The following is a 20,593-nucleotide window of genomic DNA, read 5'->3' on the forward strand; positions in this document are numbered from 1 at the left end:
TTATCCAAACCTACCAGTAATATAATTTTCAGTCAATTGATGTTCTGGGTTGGTAAATACAATATTTGTATCATTCACTTCAACCACATAACCTAAGTGAAAGTAAGCGGTTCTTTGTGATACTCTAGCCGCCTGTTGCATAGAGTGCGTGACTATTGCAATGGTGTATTTCTTACTTAAATCAATCATTAACTCTTCGATAACAGCAGTAGCAATTGGGTCAAGTGCAGAAGTTGGTTCATCCATCAAAATAACTTCTGGGTCAATAGCAATCGTTCTAGCAATACATAATCGTTGCTGTTGACCGCCAGAAAGACTAGTGCCTGGTTTATGCAATGAATCTTTAACCTCTTTAAAAAGACCTGCTCGAATTAAACTTTTTTCTACCAACTCATCAAGCTCAATCTTACTGCTTGCTAATCCATGTAATTTTGCCCCATAGGCAACATTGTCGTAAATAGATTTTGGAAATGGATTTGGCTTTTGAAAAACCATTCCGACCCGTGCGCGTAGCAAAACAGGGTCTTGTTGTTTCTGATAAATGTCTTCATCATCTAGTCTAATATCGCCACTTATGTGGCAATCTTGAATAGTATCGTTCATACGATTAAGGCATCGTAGAAAGGTAGATTTTCCACACCCAGATGAGCCAATCATCGCAATAATTTGATTTTTCCCAATATCTATATTTGCATCAAATATGGCTTGTTTTTCACCATAAAAAACATCAACATTACGAGTGGAAAATTTTGCATCATTAATAAAAGGCTTACCAACAGTTTTATCAATTTCTATATCAAATTCTTCACGCTTTTCTATATTTATCATAACTTTATTCTACCGTTTTTTTTCAAATTTTCTACGCATTATTACAGCTAACAGGTTCATTACGATTAAAAGCCCTAACAACACCATGATAGCCGCTGAAGTTCTCTCTGTAAATGCGCGTTCTGGTGAATCAGACCATAAGTATATTTGCACTGGAAGCACCGTAGATGGGTCTGCAATACTTTGAGGTACATCTGCAATAAAGGCAACCATACCAATCATTAACAGTGGTGCAGTTTCACCCAATGCTTGTGCCATGCCAATAATAGTACCTGTTAGTATACCCGGCATAGCAGCTGGAACAACATGATGAAAGGTGGTTTGTACGCGTGATGCACCCAAACCTAATGCCGCCTCACGGATAGATGGGGAGACAGCCTTTAATGCTGCCCTAGAGGTGATAATGATAGTAGGGAGAGTCATTAATGTTAATACCAAGCCCCCAATCAATGGAATTGACCTCGGAATCCCAAAAAAGCCAATAAACACTGCTAATCCCAACAATCCAAAAACAATGGAAGGCACGGCAGCCAAATTATTAATATTAATCTCAATAATATCTACCCATCTATTATTTTTTGGTGCAAATTCTTCAAGATATATAGCCGCTGAAACGCCAATTGGAAAAGACAAAAACATGGTTACCAGCATTGTCAAAAATGATCCAATCATTGCCCCTTTAATCCCCGCCTGTTCAGGCTCTCTAGAGTCTCCTTGAGTAAAGAAGTTGATATTAAATCGTTTTTCAAGGCGATTTTCAGCCAATAACTTATCAATCCAAGCCAGTTGGAAATTTTTAAGCCTACGATCTGATTCTGGCAAAGACCTATCAATGCCCCCTTTCATAAATACATCAACATCGTCTCTAGCTAAAAACCATAAAGATTGTTTAGTATCAATAACATCAGGATTATTAATAACAAAATCTCTAAGTTGGTATCTTGCACTTTTACTGATTAATTGTCTGAGCGCTTTTTTTTGTTTCCTGCCATTAACGCTGGGAAATAATGTTTTTAGTGACTGGTTAACAACTTTTCTATAATTAGCGCTAAATAACGCCTTCTCACTATATTTGCCATCTAAGTTTAACAATTTACTGTCTATATCAACATCAATATTGATATAAGTTTGTTGAAAAGCTGGAAACCCTGTTGTTGAAATATTTATCAATAATGACAACAAAAATGCAATACTAATAGCAATAGCGCTTAACCCATAAATTTGAAAACGCTTTTCCTTTGCATAGCGTTTGGCTAATTTATTTTTTATTTTTTTTGTATTACTAATCATATTGTTCGCGATATTTACGCACTACATATAATGAGATAATATTAAGCACCAATGTGGTTAAGAATAGCCCCAGTCCCAACGCAAATGCTGCGAGCGTTTTTGTACTGTCAAACTCTTGGTCGCCTGTTAATAAGGCCACCATTTGTACTGTAACTGTCGTCACTGCTTCTAAAGGATTGAATGTTAAATTTGCCGATAGTCCAGCCGCCATAACCACAATCATCGTCTCACCAATTGCACGAGAAGCCGCTAATAACACGCCACTAACAATACCAGGGAGTGCAGCAGGAATAATCACTTGTTTGATAGTTTCAGATTTAGTAGCACCCATTGCATATGAACCATCGCGCATTGATTGTGGTACAGCAGAAATAACATCATCTGACAATGAAGACACAAACGGAATAATCATTACACCCATTACGATGCCCGCTGCTAATGCGCTTTCAGATGACAAACTTAAACCAAGCGACTCGCCCAAATCACGAATAAAAGGGGCGACTGTTATCGCAGCGAAAAAACCATAGACAACTGTTGGGATGCCAGCCAGAATTTCTAAAACTGGCTTGGCAAATAATCTAAATCTAGATGACGAATACTCTGACAAATATATAGCCGACATAAGCCCCAAAGGTACAGCAATCACTAAGGCAATAAATGAAATTAATAAAGTGCCAACAAATAAAGGCAAGGCACCAAAACTACCAGAGCCGCCCACTTGGTCTTCACGAATAGCCTCTTGGGGACTCCAGTGGGTGCCAAATAAAAAATCAAACACATTAACAGTTTTAAAGAAAATAATAGATTCAAATATCACTGAAAATATAATACCAATAGTTGTCAAAACTGCAATTGAGGTGCAACCAATCATAGCCCAGCGTATCAACCTCTCAACCAAGTTGCGTGCTTTCATTTCTGGTTTAACAAAAGCTAATGCGACAAACATACCTATAAACGCTAAAATGAAAACCACAGTCGACTTAACCCAATTGCTAAATTCAATTAACTCGTTGTAGTAAAGAGCTGCATGGCGTTTAACATCATCGCCTATAGCTACATTTGAGTAAGATAAATTAATAATTTCATTAATAAACAACTCAACTTCATCTGCTGATAATTGCTGTAACTGTGCTGGTAACTGTGCAACAATCGCAGCGTTAATAACAGATGACTCTAAAACAGACCAAAATAATAAAATTAATAATGCAGGAGCACCGCTCCAAAATGCGATCAAATAGCCATAGTGTTGTGGCAATGAATGCAGGCGCTGATTACTCTTATCAGATAAGCTGATTGAACGCTTCCTTCCAGTGTAATACCCTAGAAGTAGCAACGCCATCAGTGCAGTAAGTATGGCTCCAAAGGTCATGTTAATTCCTTAAATATAAAACTCATCATACGCATACAGTTAGTTAATTTTACCCATTGATAATACATTAAAGTTTTCCCTAAATTTTTCAATGATGAGATTGTCATTTTTATTAAATAAAGACCTTTGCATAAATATGAATGATTAACAGAATTCAATTTTTGCGAACTTGGTATTTTTTTTAAACTCTGTCCTAGCAAGGCTAAGGCTGGGTTTAAAAAAATTACCAAGTTGGTAAAAAGTGGATTTTTGATGATTATTCATATTTATGCAAAGGTCTCAAATAATATAATGAGACCTTTGCATAAATAGGGATGATTAGCAAAATTCAATTTTTGCCAGATTGGTGATTTTATTAAACCTTGTCCTAGCAGGGCTGAGGCTGGGTTTAAAAAATCGCCAAGCGGGTGAAAAATAATCATCAAATATGCCTATAAAAAAGGCTAAAACGAATTTGTTTTAGCCTTTATAAATCGTAACCAACTTAATTGCCTACATCTTAAGTGGTACTAGATTATTGGCCGAATAGCTCATATTTTGACGCTCATTATCAGATAGTGGGATTAACCCCTTATCAGTCAAATACCCATCCTCGCCCCAAGCATCTTCACTGGTAAATTCAGCAATGAATTCCTTAATACCAGGTACCTTCCCAACATGGCTCTTCTTAACATAGAAATACAAAGGTCTTGAAATCGGATACGAGCCATTAGCAATTGCTTCAAAATCAATCTTAACACCATCAATAATAGCACCCTGAACTACATCGCTATTCTGGTCTAAAAAGCTATACCCAAAAACGCCTAATGCATTAGGGTTTGTCTTTAATTTTTCAACGATAAGATTGTCGTTTTCTCCTGCTTCAATATAGGCGCCATCTTCACGAATTGAATGGCAAATATTTTTATATTTTCTCTTTAACTGAGAAGCAAGGGACTTGTTTCCAGCTTTTTTAGCAATTTTTGAATCTTTTTTAATTTGTTTAATCCAGCTATAGGTAAAACATCCTCCTTGTAGTGCTAATTCTACAAATGCATCACGTGTTCCAGATGTTGGTGGTGGCCCTAATACTTCAATCTTTGTATTAGGTAACTTTGCGTTAATATCACTCCACTTTGTATATGGGTTATCAACTAACTCGCCTGTTTTTAGACTTGGGGTTTGCTTAGCCAATGCTAGAAATAATTCTCTACGAGTCAAATTAAAAACTGGGCTTTTCTTAGAATTAGCAACAGCAATACCATCAAATCCAATCTTAACCTCAACAATCTCTTTCACGCCATTTTTCTGACATTTTTTATACTCACTGCTTTTAATTCTACGAGAAGAATTGGTAATATCTGGCGTAGCGATACCATTCCCAGCGCAAAACAACTTCATACCGCCACCAGAGCCAGTAGATTCAATCTTTGGTGTTTTAGAACCCGTATTTTTCCCATAAGTTTCAGCAACTACTGTTGCAAAAGGGTAAACCGTTGACGAACCAACTATATCAATGTGACCTCTAGAAACTAATGCACCATAAGAGGAAACAGACAGTACCACAATAGCTGCAGAAGTAAGTTTTGTTGCTAATTTATAATTATTTATCATATGTTTTTCTCCGTTTTTTATTAAATTATGGGTGAATTATAATAATTGAATATGACAGGATTATGACAATAAAGTTTATTTATACCTAAGTGAGCTTACTAAGAGATTTAGAATATGGTTACTAACAACAAAAACAATAATGGTGAAAGCACTTTAATGGTTGAGCTTACTATTTTTTAATCAATCTTTAATCTATTAACTGGCTTACCTGCTATTAAATGCTTATTGATGATTTCATCAATATCCTCTTCGTCAATATATTGATACCAAATATTATCAGGGTATACCACAGCCACTGGACCGAACTCGCATCTGCCTAGGCAACGAGACTCACTTATACCAATTTTCCCTTTGCCAAGTTTACCTTGGTCTCGGCATTTATCTTTGGCATAACGATACAGTTGTTGTGCACCAAACTGTGAACAGCACGCCTTGCCATTTTTACGAATGTTATTACAAAAGAAAATATGCCGTGTGTAGTAACTCATAATTCAATAGCTCGTTGATAACAATATTTTTTATCAATACCTGTTATTTTTGCCGCCAGTTTTGCGGCTTTTGAGGTGCCCATTTCAACAAGTAAAATAGGCAGAATTTTATCCAATTGTGCCTCACCTGCAACTAAATTATGCTTATCAATGCTGGAGATGATAATAACAAACTCACCTTTTTGATGCACCTCATCTTCGATTAAATATTCAATTAACTCTGGCAAAGAGCTGGTTTTAATGGTTTCAAAAGATTTGGTAATTTCTTTAGCAAAACAAACAATGCGTTCATTGCCTAGCACACTCAACAGGTCGTTTGCACAGGCTAAAATTCGTTTGGGCGACTCGTAAAAAATAACCGTTTCACTGCTGTGAGAAATTGCTTGAATGGCTTTGATACGAGCACTAGATTTAGCTGGTAGAAAGCCAAAAAAACTAAAACTATCACTGGCAATACCACAACTGCTTAAAGCACTAATCAATGCCGAAGCACCCGGAATAGGGCAAACTATGACACCCATTTTTTTGGCCTCGCTAACCAGAACAAAACCCGGATCACTAATCAATGGCGTGCCTGCATCACTAATAAGTGCGATATTTTTCCCTGTCAATAATTCTGTCACCACAGTAGCAGTTTTAACAGATTCATTGTGCTCGTGAAAAGCTTGAACGGGTGTGTTAATGTCATAATGGTTAAGCAATTTTTTACTGTGGCGGGTATCTTCTGCTAAAATTAAATCAACCGTTTTGAGTGTTTCTATCGCTCTAAACGATATATCTTCTAGGTTTCCAATGGGGGTGGCTACTATATATAAAGGCATAATAAAATGTTTAGTTTAAAACGACAAGTGGGCAATAAGGCGGAAAAATTAGCACTTCAATATTTAAAAAAAAATGGGCTAAAACTTGTTGAACAAAACTATTTAACTAAGTTTGGTGAAATAGACATCATTATGCTTGATAAATTAGAGCAAACATTAGTTTTTGTTGAAGTTCGTTATCGTGAGAATATGCGCTTTGGCTCTGCAATTAGCACGATTAACAATGCTAAGCAAGAAAAAATCATTTATGCCGCCAACCATTTTTTACAAAAAACCTCACAATATGACGATTTTATTTGTCGATTTGATGTTGTTGGGCTAGAATCTAATTTAAAATGTCCTGAGATAAATTGGATAAAAAATGCTTTCGAGGCGATATAACTGATGAAAAAAATTATTCTGTCCGCCATGCTAATGGCAAGCACGCTATTTTTAACTGGCTGTTTTTTAACCACAGCAATCAGCACCACCATTTTGGTCTCTAACGACAGACGCACTAGCGGTGAAATTCTTGATGACAAAGGCACTCAATTGATGCTACTTATTTGGCAGACAAATGAAAATGAAATGTTAGAAGACGCACATTTAAACTTTTTGGCTTTCACTGGAACAGTGTTAGTAACAGGCGAGGTGCCTACTGCTGCTGTGCGTGATTACCTTACTACACAAATACCTTTAGAAGATTCTAAAATTAAAAAAGTTATTAATGAAGTGCGTATTGCAGAAAATAGTAGCCTATTTGATCGCATAAAAGATTCATCCATTACTGGGCAAATTGAAGTATTATTTCTTAATCAAGAGGTGTTTAATCCTGTGCATGTAAAAGTTACTACGGAAAATCGCACTGTCTATCTCGTGGGCTCTGTTACTCAACGCGAAGCAAATCATGCCACAAAAATTGCCTCTATGGCAAAAGGCGTAAAACGCATTGTTAAATTATTCCATTATCTAAAAAACCGTCCTGCAGCTGAAATTGAACACGACAAACAAAAGAAAATTGAAGCAGAAAATGAAGCCAAAAAAGCAGAACTACAACGCCAAAATCAACTGTCAACCCCTGCTTTTGACTGGGGAAAATGAATAACGGTGCTGACTTTTAATTGCACCAAATTTTCCCAATGCAATTAAATGTTGTTTTGTGCCATAACCCTTATGCTGTGCAAAGCCGTATTCAGGGTGAAAAACATCTAATTCAATCATCTGCCTATCGCGGGTTACTTTGGCAATAATTGATGCAGCTGAAATAGCCGGCTCGGTTAAATCGCCTTTAATAATGGGCATGCAATTTTCCAGTTTAGGACAACGATTGCCATCTACCAAAACCCTATCATATTGAATATTCAAACTTTCTACTGCACGCTTCATTGCTAGCATCGTGGCTTGCAGAATATTAATATCATCAATTTCATTCGCACTTGATTCACCCACTGCCCACTGGCATTGGTCAGTAATTAGGGTGTATAAAACCTCACGCTTTTTCTCGCTGAGTTTTTTAGAATCGGTCAATTCAGGCAAATCAAAATCATCAGGCAAAATTACCGCACCTGCCACCACATTGCCTACCAAACAGCCTCTGCCCACCTCGTCAACGCCAATAATAATCATTTGTAAGCCTTGATGCGTTGCTCTAAGTCGTTTGGTGCAATAAAAACAAAGGCTCGTCCTTGTTTAGCGTGTTGTAATAAGTTAAGTTTTGACAAACCCACCAAGTCAGTTTTTGCAGTTTGATAACTAATAGATTGTGAAATTTTATGCCCTGCAATGGTATAAACCGAACCGGGATATTTTAGTGCATGTTGAATGACCATGGCTTGGCGTGAATTGACTTTGCCATTACTTAAATAATTACCTAATAAATTAAGTGCTTGTTGCTGTTGCTGTTGCTTTTCATCAACATAATCAAACAATCCAGCAATAGACTGGGTAATAAATTTAAGCTGGCTGTTAATAAAATAAGTCAAATCAAATTCATCACTTTCAACCATTAAAAATGACTCTCCATATTGAACTTGCGCTTTCTTAATATACCTTGACAAGGTAATATATTGAAACAACCAATAATTATTTTTCAAAATCACCCAATAAAACAAAGCCCTTGTAGTGCGCCCATTACCATCAGCAAAAGGGTGGTCATATGCCAAAGCAAAGTGCACAACAATCGCCCGAATAATGGGATGCACAAAATAATCAGGTGCACTGCCATTAGCAAAATCGCACAAGACTTTTAGCCTACTGGGCAGTTCTTGAAAATCAGGCGGATGATGCAAAATGGTCTGTGTGCTATTATCAATCACATTAACTTCATTGTCCCGCCTAAGTTTACCAACCTCTGAATTATCCATCGTTCCCTTGGTAACAATGGTATGTAGTTGCAAAATCAAACTTGGGGTTAACTCGTCTTGTTTATGCTCGTTAATAAATTTAATGGCATGATAATTATTGTAAATCATTTTCTGCGAATGGTCTTCAGGTGTTTTGTTGTGTTTCAACATCTCCCGTGCGACCTTTCTAGTGGTTGCTGCACCTTCCAATTGGGAGGAACTAATCGCCTCATCTATTAATGAACGCACAATATACCTGTCTTTATTATTATCAATATTTTTGGCCTCAAGTGAGCCACGCATTTTTGAATCTATCTCATGGAGATTTTTCTGAATATCATCTGTCAAAACAAAAGAGAAATCCTCAGAAAAAGGCAACTTTTTTTGCTGTTGCAAGCGTGAAAATTTAATAAAATGCCAATATTGATCAATATCATCAAACTTATCAGGTGTTTTTAGATGGCGTAATTTATCCCAATGCAAATAGCGTTTTTTTTCATCAACAACAGTAGGCACAATCCCTTGTTGTATTTTTTCAAATGATACAAGCGATGTTTTCAAAGAAGTTTTAGGTGGCAGAACAATTTTCATAAAAAACGACAAGTAAAAAATTGCCATTATATCACTAATTACTAATTTTTATTAAATTAGTAATTAAATAAAATTTTTGGCATATTCTTTGTGTTAACGGGGTTAATCTTATACTCAGACTTATGAATTAACCCTTAATACCCACCCATAATAACACTAACTACTAATCGCTTTAAAGCCAATATCGGTACGATAATAAGCATTTTCCCAATCAATTTTTTGCAACAATGTATAAACGTTTATCTGCGCATCTTTGGTGTTTATTCCGAGTGCGGTAGCGCACAACACACGCCCGCCATTGCTGACAACATTATTGCCATCTATTTTGGTGCCAGCATGAAATACTTTTGCCGATACACTGTCCTCAGGCAACCCAATCACCTCGCCTGAAAGATAGGTATCTGGGTAGCCATTTGCCGCCAAAACCACGCCCATTGATGAGCGAGCGTCCCATTCAATTTCCGCTTGGTCTAATTTTTGTTGCGTTGCCAACAAGCATAAATCTGCTAAATTAGACTTTAGACGCATCATAATTGGCTGAGTTTCTGGGTCGCCAAAACGACAATTGTATTCCAAAACTTTAGAATGCCCTTGCTGATCAATCATCAGCCCTGCATACAAAAAACCCGTATAAGGACTACCCTCAGCCGCCATACCCTCAACTGTTGGGCGGATAACCGTGTCCATTACATCCTGAAAAATCTCATCGGTAACAATCGGCGCTGGCGAATACGCACCCATGCCACCAGTATTCGGGCCTTTATCGCCGTTGTCTCGTGCCTTATGGTCTTGCGAAGTCGCCATTGGCAAGATATTTTTGCCATCCACCATTACAATAAAACTCGCCTCTTCCCCCCTTAAGAACTCCTCAACCACAACACGAGACCCTGCCTCACCAAAGCGATTGCCTTCTAGCATATCATTAATCGCATCGGCTGCTTCTTGTTGAGTGTTGGCAATAATCACACCTTTACCTGCTGCCAATCCATCTGCTTTAATCACAATCGGCACGCCTTTATCTTGCACATATTGCACTGCTGGTTCTACCTCGGTAAAAACATCATAAAAAGCGGTTGGAATGTTATTTCTATCTAAGAAATCTTTACAAAAAGCTTTTGAACCTTCCAGTTGTGAAGCCGCTTGAGTAGGCCCAAAAATCGCCAAATTCTGTGCTTGAAATGCATCTACTACACCCATCACCAACGGCGCTTCAGGGCCTACAATAGTAATATCAATCCTATTATTTTTGGCAAAGTCAATCAAAGCATTGGTGTCCTCTACGCCAATATCAACATTCGTAAGCTTATTTTCTAGCTCTGTGCCTGCGTTGCCCGGTGCAACGAACACCTCCTCAACACTATCAAACTTAGCACACTGCCAAGAAATAGCGTGCTCACGACCACCGCCGCCAATTACCAATACTTTCATGCTCTATCCTATATATATTGTTCTATAAATTCTCTAAATTTCTTATGTGACATAATCTGCGTGCCATCGCAATTAAACGACATTGATACGGTCGAATTAAACAAATTAACGGTAATTGAGCGTAAATAATAACCCTCAAGATGCCGCAACTGTGCAAGATTTTCCATAATAAAACACAGATCATCAGCATCGGTCAGCTTTTGCATGCCTTGGTTACGCTGATGCAAAGATTGCTGCCATTTTTGGGAAAGCATGGCAAATACCTCGTCATTTTCAAGCATTTTATAAATGCGTTTAATTAATTGACTTTTTTCTTTTAAAGGGATTTTATTAAAGTGAAAATCTACATACTCAGGGTTTAACAAATCATCTGCCAGATGCACCTCAGTATTAAACGGGTCAAACACACTTGCCACACGCACCTCGGCATTATTTAGCCCGATTCCCAAACGATAAGCCCCCGTCTCAAGTAACAAATATAGCCAAACTTGTGAGAGTTTTTCTAGGTTTTCATCCACACTGTTAAACGCTCGCTCACGGTTATAAACACTCTCACGCAGGCTTTTATCGCCCTTGATAGAGTGCATTAAATTGTTGTTAAAATAATAACCAACTAAGGCATCTTTTTTCTTCATACAAATAATCGTTTGGGTTGTAAATAGCCATTTTCTATTTGTCCAATACCCAGAAAAACAGCGTTTTCGTCAAACATTTTAACCAAATTATCGGCTTGATTTTCAACTTTAATTTTTCTGCCGTAACGAATATCAATACCTTGTTGTTGATCAATGGCAACATTATGAACATTAGGTAACAAATCCTCACTTTTAAAAATATTGGCATCTAGTCGTTCAAAATCATCGCCTGCTAATGCTTCTAAATCAGCAAACTTAATAGCCTGAGTGATATCAATATGTGCAAACCCTGTGCGCCGAAGCTCAATGACATGTGCGCCACAGCCCAGTTTATCACCAATATCAGCAATCAATGAACGAATATAAGTACCTTTAGAACACGACACCTCTAAACTGATTACGCCGTTTTCATAGCCTAAAAAATCAAGTTTATGAAGGGTGACCGAACGCGCTTTGCGTTCAATTTCAATACCTTGTCTGGCAAGTTTGTATAGGGGTTGTCCATCCTTTTTGAGCGCTGAATACATCGGTGGTACTTGTTCAATATTGCCTTGAAAACTCAGTGCAGCCTCCATTACTTGCGTTTTGCTGAGTTGTTCAAAGTTTTTTGTGGCAGTAATTTCGCCTTCGCAATCTAGCGTATTTGTGGTTTGTCCCAACTGCCCACGCACAAAATAGCGTTTGTTGTCATTGAGCAGAAACCCTGCAACTTTCGTAGCTTGACCCAAGCAAATCGGCAATATACCACTTGCCAAAGGATCTAATGCGCCAGTATGTCCTGCTTTTTTAGCAAAAAATAAGCGTTTGACTTTTTGTAAGGCAGCGTTAGAACTTAGCCCTGTGTCTTTATCAAGCAAAACAATGCCATTAATACCCCTGCCTTTTGCATTGCGTCTTGACATCAATCAAATTTAAAGTTTGGCTAATAAATCGTCAATTCTAGCGCCTGTGTTTGGGGCTGAATCGTAAATAAATTTAAGTTCTGGTGTGTGGCGTAAATCTAGCGTTTTTGACAAACGAGAACGGAAAAAACCACTGGCTTTTTTTAACAAAGGCACAACAGCTGTTTTTTGCTTTTCTGGTATGGTGTAAAAAATCCTAGCACTAGATAAATCACGACTGGCAAGGACATCGGTAACACTTACTGCTTGCAATCTTGGGTCTTTGGTTTCTTGCTTTAACAGCATCACCAATTCCCTGCGAATCAGCTCATTAATTCTCTCAACTCTATAAGAGGACTGCTCTGCCATTGATTTACAGTGTACGCGCTCGTTCAATGCGCTCAAAGACTTCAATTTGGTCACCTGCCTCAACATCGTAACCTGCAACGCCGATACCACATTCGGTACCTGATTTCACTTCTTTGACATCATCTTTAAAACGCCTAAGTGATTCTAATTCGCCTTCAAACACCACCACGCTATCACGCAGAACGCGAATTGGACTGTCTTTTCTAACCACGCCTTCTTCCACTATACAGCCTGCAATATCGCCTAATTTTTGAGATCTAAATACTTCTTTTACATTGGCAGTACCGATAATATTTTCACTCAACTCAGGGCTAAGCAATCCGCTCATAATGGCTTTAACATCGTCAATTAAGTTATAGATAATCGAGTAATATTCAATACGCACGCCTTCGTTATCTGCGGTCTTGCGTGCAACGGCGTCAGCACGCACATTAAAACCAAGCACTAATGCATCAGAAGTAGATGCTAGATTAATATCGGTGTTATTGATGCCACCCACGCCACTTGACACCACTTTTACTCTTACTTCGTCAGTAGATAATTCCTCTAAAGCTTCAACTAATGCTTGCGCAGAGCCTCGCACATCGGATTTTAACAACACATTCACAGTAGAAATATCGCCTTCTTCCATTTTTTGCAAGAAGTTTTCCATTTTTGATGCTTGTTGTTTTTGCAAATCAGCCTCACGGTCACGAGCCTTTCTAAAATCGGCCACTTCACGGGCTTTGCGTTCAGACTCCACTACCAATACTTCGTCGCCTGAATCTGGCACACCTGACAAACCAAGCACTTCAACAGGGCTAGATGGGCCTGCTTCTTTCAAAATTTTTCCTTGATCATCGACAATTTGTTTAACCTTGCCGTATTCTAATCCGGCAATCATAATATCGCCTTTCTTTAAAGTGCCTGATTGCACTAGAATAGTGGTTACTTTACCGCGGCCTTTTTCAAGTCGAGCTTCTAGCACTGTGCCGTGTGCTGGACCTTTAACAACAGCTGAAAATTCCGCAATTTCAGCCGTAAGTGTAATGGCATCTAATAGTGCATCAATGCCTTCACCTGTGTGTGCTGATACGCCTATCATTATCACATCGCCGCCCCATTCTTCTGAGATAACATCATGCGAAGAAAGTTCTTGCTTAACCTTATCAAGATTGGTGCCTTCTTTATCAATTTTGTTAATGGCTACAATAATCGGCACTTCTGCGGTTTTTGCGTGTTTAATTGACTCAATTGTTTGTGGCATTACACCGTCATCAGCAGCCACTACTAAAACAATAATATCGGTTGTGCTAGCACCTCTAGAGCGCATTTTTGAAAACGCCGCATGTCCTGGTGTGTCAATAAAGGTAATGACACCGCTTTTGGCACTCACTTGGTAAGCGCCAATATGTTGCGTAATGCCACCTGCTTCACTATCGGCAACTTTGGCCTTACGAATACAATCCAATAACGATGTTTTGCCATGGTCAACATGACCCATAATCGTTACTACTGGCGACCTAGGGCTTTCATCGCCTGTTGCTTTTGATTTTTCGACCAGCTTGTCTTCAATGGTTTCTTCTTTGCTGGCAACCCCTGTATGTCCCATTTCTTCTACCACTAAAAGTGCAGTATCTTGATCAATAACATCATTGAGTGTCGCCATAACACCCATACCCATCAACACTTTTAACACCTCACCAGCTTTGGTGGTCATTTTTTGTGCTAAGTCACTTACCTTAATATTTTCAGGCACAGCCACTTCGTGTACTACTTTCTCAACAGGCTTTTGGAAGCCGTGTTGCGCTTGTTCTGTTTGAATTTTTTGACTTAGACGAGTTCTGTCTTTTTTCTTTAACTTGCGTTTACTTTTATGTGCAACATGTAGCTGTTTGCGTTCTGTATTTGAACCTGCATTACGCAAGCGTTTTGGTTTTTTGGCTTCTTTCGATTTGTCATCTTTGCTTGCATCAACCGTTTTTTTAGCGTCTTCTGTCACTTGACTTGCTAATTTTTGTTGTTGTTTTAAGGCCTCCGCTTGTTCTTTTTGCAAGCGTGTCATTTCTTGACGCTTGGCATCCTGTGCCAGCAACTTCTCATCTGCTTTATACCCAGCCTCTAATGCTACTTTTGCCTGTACTGCTGCTTCTGTATCAGACTCACTAACAGCTGCTATAGGCGCTTTGGTAGAGCGCTTTTTACTGCCCATTAAAATTTTGAGTTCACTTGTTGAGACCTCGGAATCGACCCTCTTGCCTTCAATACCAGCATCCGCTAAACTTACAACGATTTCGTCTGCCGACTTTTTCAGTAATTTAGAAAGTGATTGAACTGTATGTGCCATAGCGTTTGCCTTTGTTAAATTTTATCAAGAATTAGCGTTTAAAAATTACTTAAACCACCCCTCATTCTCCCTTGCCGTCATAATCACAGTTGATGCCAATTCTTTATCTAGGTTACGGATGTCTAATAATTCATCAATAGATAATTCTGCCAAATTGTCCACTGTTACAATATCGGCTTTAATCAGGGCTCGTGCTAAATCTTCATCAACCCCTTCAACTCCTGTTAATACTTCAAAAGAATCTGCATCACCAAAAGCCTGCACTAATTGTGCATCAGAAGCACGCGCCTGCATCTCTTCCACCATTGAAGCATCAAACTCTTCAATCGTCTCCAAACTTGTAGCGTCCGCATCAGCAACATCGTCAATGTTACCAAAGCCTTCGTCAACAAGAACAGCTGCCACTTCAGAATCAACGCCCAGTTGTTCAGCCAACTTGTCACTAATCTTTTGATTTTCCTGTGCCTGTTTGTTGTCAGACTCGCTGACTGACATGACATTTAGCTTCCAATGCGTTAAGCGAGAAGCCAATTTAATATTTTGTCCGCCACGGCCAATCGCTAATGCCAACTGGTCGTCTTCAACTGCAATATCCATTGAGTTTTTATCTTCATCAATCACAATTGAACTAACTTCTGCTGGTGCCATAGCATTAATGACGAATTGTACAGGGTCTTCATCCCACAAAATAATATCCACGCGTTCGCCATTCAGCTCATTTGACACTGCCTGCACGCGTGCACCACGCATACCGATACAGGATCCAATCGGATCTAGGCGTTTGTCTTTTGCTTTAACCGCTAATTTTGCACGCAAACCAGGGTCACGACTAGCGCCCATAATCTCAATCACGCCTTCAGAAATCTCTGGCACCTCCATCTCAAACAACTCAATCATCATTTCAGGCGCAGTACGGCTTAAAAATATTTGTGCGCCTCGTGGGCTTGATTTCACTTCTTTGATATAGGCTCTTAGGCGGTCATTCTTGCGAATGGATTCATTCGGAATTAAATCAAATTTAGGAATCATGCCGTCCACACCGCCCATATCGACATAAACATTACCCCTATCAACTCGCTTAACGGTTGCCATAATGACTTCGCCCACACGCTGAGTGTAATCTTCAACAATCACTTCTCTTTCTATCTCACGAACTTTTTGGATAATAACTTGTTTTACAATTTGTGCAGCAATGCGACCAAACTCTTCAGTTGGTATTGGCTTACAGACAAAATCATCCACCGCTACGCCGTTTGCATCTTTTGCGTGAATGTGTAATTCTGCATCAAATTCAGTGCCATCGTCGTCCACAAAATTTTCACCATCTGCAATTACCATCCACTGTCTAAAAGTAGAAAACTTGCCAGTTTTTCTGTCAATTTGGACATTTGCATCAATGTTGTTTTGTTTTTTAGTTGCAACTGCTAACGCCTCTTCTAAAGACTCAAAAACACTTTCTTTTGAAATATTCTTTTCATTAGAAATTGCCTCAACCATCAAAAATAAATCTTTACCTTCCACTTTCTTCTCCTAAAAATGCGCAACTAAATTTGCTTTTTCAATCATTTCAATATCCAACTGATAACTGCCAGTATTCGTCATCAATTCAATGCTATTGTTCGCCTCACTCACACTGCCAATAGCGCCATTAAATTTTCTCTGGCCGTTCAACGGCCTTAACAGTCTTAACTTAATATCATGCCCTAAAAATCGCTGATAATGCCCAATATGGAACAATGGTCGCTCAACGCCAGGCGATGACACTTCCAAATTATATTGCATAGCAATTGGGTCTTCCACATCAAAAATACTACTACATTGATGCGACACCTGCTCACAATCATCAAGCCCAATACCGTTATCTGAGTCAATATAAACCCTCAAAATACTGTGCTTACCACTGGCAATATACTCAACACCTACCAACTCATAGCTCATATCTTCAATCACTGAGCGAATTAATGTTTCAATTTTATCCGTGATTCTGGCCATGTTTTTTATATTAATCAAACAAAAATAAGTCTCAACAAGTCGCCTTCTTATTATAACTAATAAAAGACATCCCATTAAAAACCCCCTAAAAAGGGGGTCGTAATCTTTTGGTAGCGGGGACAGGATTTGAACCTATGACCTTCGGGTTATGAGCCCGACGAGCTACCGAACTGCTCCACCCCGCACTAAAGATCACAATGTTACACTTTTATATCGCAATTGTCTAGTAAAAATATAAGTAATTTAATGATTTTGCCGAAAAATCACTTTAAAAGACCCCTGCATATCCCCTAAAAACAAACTCTAAAATTAAAAAAATCTATAAAAATCCAACTTTTATCCAAAAATAGGTCTATTTTCTTGCTTTTTTATGTTGATTTTGGGTCTTTTTGTTAAAAAAGACACAATAATCCCTAAGGCGTTATCAAATCTTTGTAAACATTGGCTGCTCTGGTTAAATTATAAGCAATGGCTTTAAGATTAACCTTCTCTAAGTTGATATAACGAACCCTTGCCAAGCCAAGTGCGTTTGAGCGTACTAAAGGTAAGCTCAACGACAAACCTTCTTTTGCTGATTGCCTTTATTCCAATGACTCATTGGAGACCACTGCATTAATCTATTACAACTTATGAAACGCATAAAATAGCACCTTTTTACCCAAAAACTATACAGCAATCCTTGTAGAATGGAAAATAACTGGCTATTCTCCTCATTTTTGGATAAAAATGCACTATTTTTTTTATATTCTCTAAGTCACACTGGGTTAATGCAATGGTCTCAAGGTATTTTTTAGATTTTTATAGAAAAATATGGAAAAATTTTAAGATATCTTTTGAAAAATTGTGAGGGTTGAAATTAGGGTGGGAAATTATGAATTATGCAAAGGTCTCAATATAACTTTTGAAAAGAATAGGCGCTAATGCGCTTGCTGCCAAGAGTTGCCAATACCAACATCCACTTTAAGAGGTATATCCAGTTGATAAGCGCCCCCCATTAAGTCTTTGATTTTGCTAGCAAGTTCATCGGCTTTTGATGCCTTCACTTCAAAGACCAATTCATCATGCACTTGCATAATCATCTTAATATCTGAGTTGTTTTGCCCAATCCATGCGTAAATATCGAGCATGGCTTTTTTAATAATATCAGCGGACGAGCCTTGCATTGGGGCATTAATAGCGGTGCGCAAAGCGTGTTGTTGAAGCATTTTGTTTTTGGCATTAATTTGTGGCAAATACAGACGCCTGCCTATCACAGTCTCAACAAAACCTTGTGCTTTAGCCGATTCCTTGGTGCTGTTCATATAGTTCAATACATCGGGATAATTTTCAAAATAATCATCAATATATTGCTTGGCTTCAGTGCGTGAAACATCAATTTGTTTGGCCAAACCAAAAGCACTCATGCCGTAAATTAAGCCAAAATTAATGGCTTTGGCTTTACGGCGATGGTCGCTGGTAACTTGCTCCATCGGGATATTAAACATAGTGGATGCAGTTGCGCTATGCACATCCATATCGTTATTAAACGCATCTAGCAAATTCGCATCTTGGGAAATATGCGCCATAATTCTAAGCTCAATCTGCGAATAATCTGCTGCAATAATGACATTGCCCTCGCTGGCAATAAAAGCGTCACGAATGCGTGCGCCTTGCTCTGAACGAATAGGGATATTTTGTAAGTTTGGATTGCTAGAAGACAAGCGCCCTGTTGCAGTAACCGCTTGATGATAAGAAGTATGTAAACGCTTAGTATTTAAATCAACCTGCTTAGGCAGTGTTTCAAGATAAGTAGAATTCAACTTAGTTAGGGTGCGATAACTCAAAATCAAATCCACCAGTGGGTGGTCTAAAAGTTTTAGAGCCTCTTCGTTGGTTGAGGGTGCGCCTTTGGGGGTTTTCTTTTTCGGCTCCAGCCCCAAACCTTCTTCTGAGAATAAGATTTGTTGAATTTGTTTGGGTGACTCTAAATTAAACACATCACCTGCCAATTCAAATGCCTGTGCTTGGATGGTTTTCATTTGTGTGGCAACACTGATCTGCTGTTTACTTAACGCATTGGCATCTAGTTCTACGCCGTTACGCTCCATCTTTACTAATACGGGAATCAGTGGCAATTCTACTCGCAAATAAAGTTTGTATAAATCTGGATATTTCACCAACTCATACGCCAATACTTCATTAAGTTTATGCGTTACAATCACATCTTCACAGGCATACGGAGCGGCAATGTCTATATCAACCTGATTAAAAGTGAGTTGCTTCTTGCCCTTGCCTGCCACATCAGCAAAATGAATGGTTTGATGGTTCAAATAATACACACTCAAATCATCCATATTGTGCCGTGTAGCAACGGAATTTAGACAATAGGATTTAAGCATAGTGTCATCAACGATACCGTTGAGGGTAATGTCATAATTTTTCAAAATATGACTGTCGTATTTAAGATTTTGCCCGATTTTTCCGATGTTTGGATTCTCTAAAATTGGGTGCAGTTTTGAACACACTTCATCAAAATTTAACTGCGTAGGGGTATCTAAATAATCGTGTGCAACAGGGATATAAAAACTGTCTTTGTCCAACAAAAACACCCAGCCGACAATTTGTGCATTCATATAGTTCAGCGAAGTGGTTTCTAAATCGAATACAAAATTCTTACACGCCTTTAAGCGCTTAACCAAATATTCAAAATCCACCTGTGTGAAAATAACGCTTTGGGTATAGTCTACGAGCCAATCAGACTGAGGTTTTTCAGCTTGTGCTATTTCGGTTATTGGCGCAGTTGTTGCCTCTGCCACTTGTGTTACAGGTTGTTCGATACCCAACTGTTTGAGCCACACTTTAAAGCCATATTTTTGATAAAGGCGGGAAAGTTCTGCGTTATCAGCACCTGGCTCATCGTCCAAAATATCGCAAGGCAATTGCACATCAAATTTGAGCTGCACTAGGCGATAAGATAAATCCAATAAATCAAAGTTATCACGCAGTTTCTCACCCACTTTGCCGCCGATTTGCTCTGCATTGGTTTTAATACCATCAATAGAGCCAAACTGATCCAGCCATTTAATAGCCGTTTTAGGTCCAACGCTTGGCACACCAGGAATGTTGTCAGCACTATCGCCAGTCAGCGCCAAAAGGTCTAAGATTTGTTCAGGCTTAACGCCTATTTTATCAACCACGCCTTGGTAATCTAACAGGTTACCTTTCATATCTAACTGCTGTATGTGTCCATTCACCAGCTGCATTAAATCCTTATCGCCACTGGCAATAATCGTGTCAAATCGATGGACTTTTGCTAAATTTGCTAGCGTAGCAATCACATCATCCGCCTCAACCCCATCAACACAAATAAAATGAAAACCCATGGCACGAATAATGCCATACAGTGGCTCAATTTGCATCACCAACTCTTCGTCAGCTGGCTTACGATGTGCTTTGTATTCAGGGTAAATCTTGTGTCGATGGTTCTTGCCTTTGGCATCAAAAATGGCAATCATCTTCGCCTCTGGGTACTGGTGTTGTAGGCGCTTAATGGCGTTTATCACGCCAAAAATTGCCCCTGTTGGAAAGCCAGCATTGTTGGTTAAGTTTTGCGAAAGGGTGGAAAAATAAGCCCGAAATAAAAAGGCAGATCCGTCTAATAAAATAAGTTGCTTTGACATAA

20 protein-coding genes and 1 tRNA gene are annotated in these 20,593 nt (G+C 38.7%); 2 read left to right on the top strand and 19 right to left on the bottom strand.

Annotation, left to right across the window (positions count from 1 at the left end):
- From pstB to rsmI, 7 genes are all read right to left on the bottom strand, one after another.
- Complete coding sequence (gene pstB / locus CRYPD_RS01035; RefSeq protein ID WP_138145714.1) at positions 1–828, bottom strand: phosphate ABC transporter ATP-binding protein PstB; 828 nt, start codon at positions 826–828, stop codon at positions 1–3.
- 9 nt (positions 829–837) lie between these two features.
- The gene (gene pstA, locus CRYPD_RS01040) at positions 838–2,118 is read right to left on the bottom strand and encodes a phosphate ABC transporter permease PstA (RefSeq protein WP_138145715.1); all 1,281 of its coding nucleotides are present in this window, start codon (positions 2,116–2,118) and stop codon (positions 838–840) included.
- Positions 2,111–3,487: a phosphate ABC transporter permease subunit PstC gene (pstC, locus tag CRYPD_RS01045; RefSeq protein WP_138145716.1), complete on the bottom strand. Its 1,377-nt coding sequence runs from the start codon at positions 3,485–3,487 to the stop codon at positions 2,111–2,113. The genes pstA and pstC overlap by 8 nt, the downstream gene beginning before the upstream one ends.
- A 266-nt stretch (positions 3,488–3,753) precedes the next feature.
- A complete protein-coding gene (locus CRYPD_RS07810) occupies positions 3,754–3,909 on the bottom strand; it encodes a hypothetical protein (protein WP_171004264.1) in 156 nt (51 codons plus the stop codon).
- Between the two features lie 70 nt (positions 3,910–3,979).
- Positions 3,980–5,080, bottom strand: coding sequence for a PstS family phosphate ABC transporter substrate-binding protein (locus CRYPD_RS01050; protein ID WP_138145717.1), 1,101 nt, complete (start codon positions 5,078–5,080; stop codon positions 3,980–3,982).
- 176 nt (positions 5,081–5,256) lie between these two features.
- The gene (locus CRYPD_RS01055) at positions 5,257–5,568 is read right to left on the bottom strand and encodes a (2Fe-2S) ferredoxin domain-containing protein (protein WP_425290259.1); all 312 of its coding nucleotides are present in this window, start codon (positions 5,566–5,568) and stop codon (positions 5,257–5,259) included.
- Positions 5,565–6,389 (bottom strand): 16S rRNA (cytidine(1402)-2'-O)-methyltransferase, encoded by an 825-nt coding sequence (rsmI, locus tag CRYPD_RS01060; protein WP_138145719.1) that lies wholly within the window; start codon positions 6,387–6,389, stop codon positions 5,565–5,567. Before rsmI ends, CRYPD_RS01055 begins: the two co-directional genes overlap by 4 nt.
- Before the next feature lie 6 nt (positions 6,390–6,395).
- Between rsmI and CRYPD_RS01065 the strand changes: the two genes are divergently transcribed.
- Together CRYPD_RS01065 and CRYPD_RS01070 are read left to right on the top strand one after the other, a co-directional pair.
- Complete coding sequence (locus CRYPD_RS01065) at positions 6,396–6,770, top strand: YraN family protein (RefSeq protein WP_138145720.1); 375 nt, start codon at positions 6,396–6,398, stop codon at positions 6,768–6,770.
- Between the two features lie 3 nt (positions 6,771–6,773).
- Positions 6,774–7,469, top strand: a complete 696-nt coding sequence (locus tag CRYPD_RS01070; RefSeq protein ID WP_138145721.1) for a BON domain-containing protein — start codon at positions 6,774–6,776, stop codon at positions 7,467–7,469.
- Here the strand turns inward: CRYPD_RS01070 and rnhB are convergent.
- From rnhB to polA, 12 genes are all read right to left on the bottom strand, one after another.
- Positions 7,440–7,994 carry a ribonuclease HII gene (gene rnhB, locus CRYPD_RS01075; RefSeq protein WP_138145722.1) on the bottom strand — a complete coding sequence of 185 codons (555 nt, stop codon included), beginning with the start codon at positions 7,992–7,994 and terminating at the stop codon, positions 7,440–7,442. The genes CRYPD_RS01070 and rnhB overlap by 30 nt on opposite strands.
- Positions 7,991–9,328 carry a Fic family protein gene (locus tag CRYPD_RS01080; protein WP_138145723.1) on the bottom strand — a complete coding sequence of 446 codons (1,338 nt, stop codon included), beginning with the start codon at positions 9,326–9,328 and terminating at the stop codon, positions 7,991–7,993. Before CRYPD_RS01080 ends, rnhB begins: the two co-directional genes overlap by 4 nt.
- A 129-nt stretch (positions 9,329–9,457) precedes the next feature.
- The gene (gene purD / locus CRYPD_RS01085) at positions 9,458–10,729 is read right to left on the bottom strand and encodes a phosphoribosylamine--glycine ligase (protein ID WP_138145724.1); all 1,272 of its coding nucleotides are present in this window, start codon (positions 10,727–10,729) and stop codon (positions 9,458–9,460) included.
- An 8-nt stretch (positions 10,730–10,737) separates the two neighbouring features.
- Positions 10,738–11,364 (bottom strand): hypothetical protein, encoded by a 627-nt coding sequence (locus CRYPD_RS01090; RefSeq protein WP_138145725.1) that lies wholly within the window; start codon positions 11,362–11,364, stop codon positions 10,738–10,740.
- On the bottom strand, positions 11,361–12,266 hold the full coding sequence (gene truB, locus CRYPD_RS01095; protein WP_138145726.1) for a tRNA pseudouridine(55) synthase TruB: 906 nt from the start codon (positions 12,264–12,266) through the stop codon (positions 11,361–11,363). The genes CRYPD_RS01090 and truB overlap by 4 nt, the downstream gene beginning before the upstream one ends.
- Before the next feature lie 9 nt (positions 12,267–12,275).
- On the bottom strand, positions 12,276–12,650 hold the full coding sequence (rbfA, locus tag CRYPD_RS01100) for a 30S ribosome-binding factor RbfA (RefSeq protein WP_244610225.1): 375 nt from the start codon (positions 12,648–12,650) through the stop codon (positions 12,276–12,278).
- The gene (gene infB, locus CRYPD_RS01105) at positions 12,619–14,940 is read right to left on the bottom strand and encodes a translation initiation factor IF-2 (protein WP_138145727.1); all 2,322 of its coding nucleotides are present in this window, start codon (positions 14,938–14,940) and stop codon (positions 12,619–12,621) included. Before infB ends, rbfA begins: the two co-directional genes overlap by 32 nt.
- Positions 14,941–14,985: 45 nt before the next feature.
- The gene (gene nusA, locus CRYPD_RS01110) at positions 14,986–16,461 is read right to left on the bottom strand and encodes a transcription termination factor NusA (RefSeq protein ID WP_138145728.1); all 1,476 of its coding nucleotides are present in this window, start codon (positions 16,459–16,461) and stop codon (positions 14,986–14,988) included.
- A 9-nt stretch (positions 16,462–16,470) separates the two neighbouring features.
- Positions 16,471–16,932, bottom strand: a complete 462-nt coding sequence (rimP, locus tag CRYPD_RS01115) for a ribosome maturation factor RimP (protein WP_138145739.1) — start codon at positions 16,930–16,932, stop codon at positions 16,471–16,473.
- A 108-nt stretch (positions 16,933–17,040) separates the two neighbouring features.
- A tRNA-Met gene (locus tag CRYPD_RS01120) sits at positions 17,041–17,117 on the bottom strand.
- Positions 17,118–17,345: 228 nt separating this feature from the next.
- Complete coding sequence (locus CRYPD_RS07815; protein ID WP_171004265.1) at positions 17,346–17,486, bottom strand: hypothetical protein; 141 nt, start codon at positions 17,484–17,486, stop codon at positions 17,346–17,348.
- A 363-nt stretch (positions 17,487–17,849) separates the two neighbouring features.
- Positions 17,850–20,591, bottom strand: a complete 2,742-nt coding sequence (polA, locus tag CRYPD_RS01125; protein WP_138145729.1) for a DNA polymerase I — start codon at positions 20,589–20,591, stop codon at positions 17,850–17,852.
- Positions 20,592–20,593 lie beyond the last annotated feature (2 nt).

Origin of the sequence: Bathymodiolus heckerae thiotrophic gill symbiont, assembly GCF_900180345.1 — a bacterium.
Classification (GTDB): Bacteria; Pseudomonadota; Gammaproteobacteria; order PS1; family Pseudothioglobaceae; genus Thiodubiliella.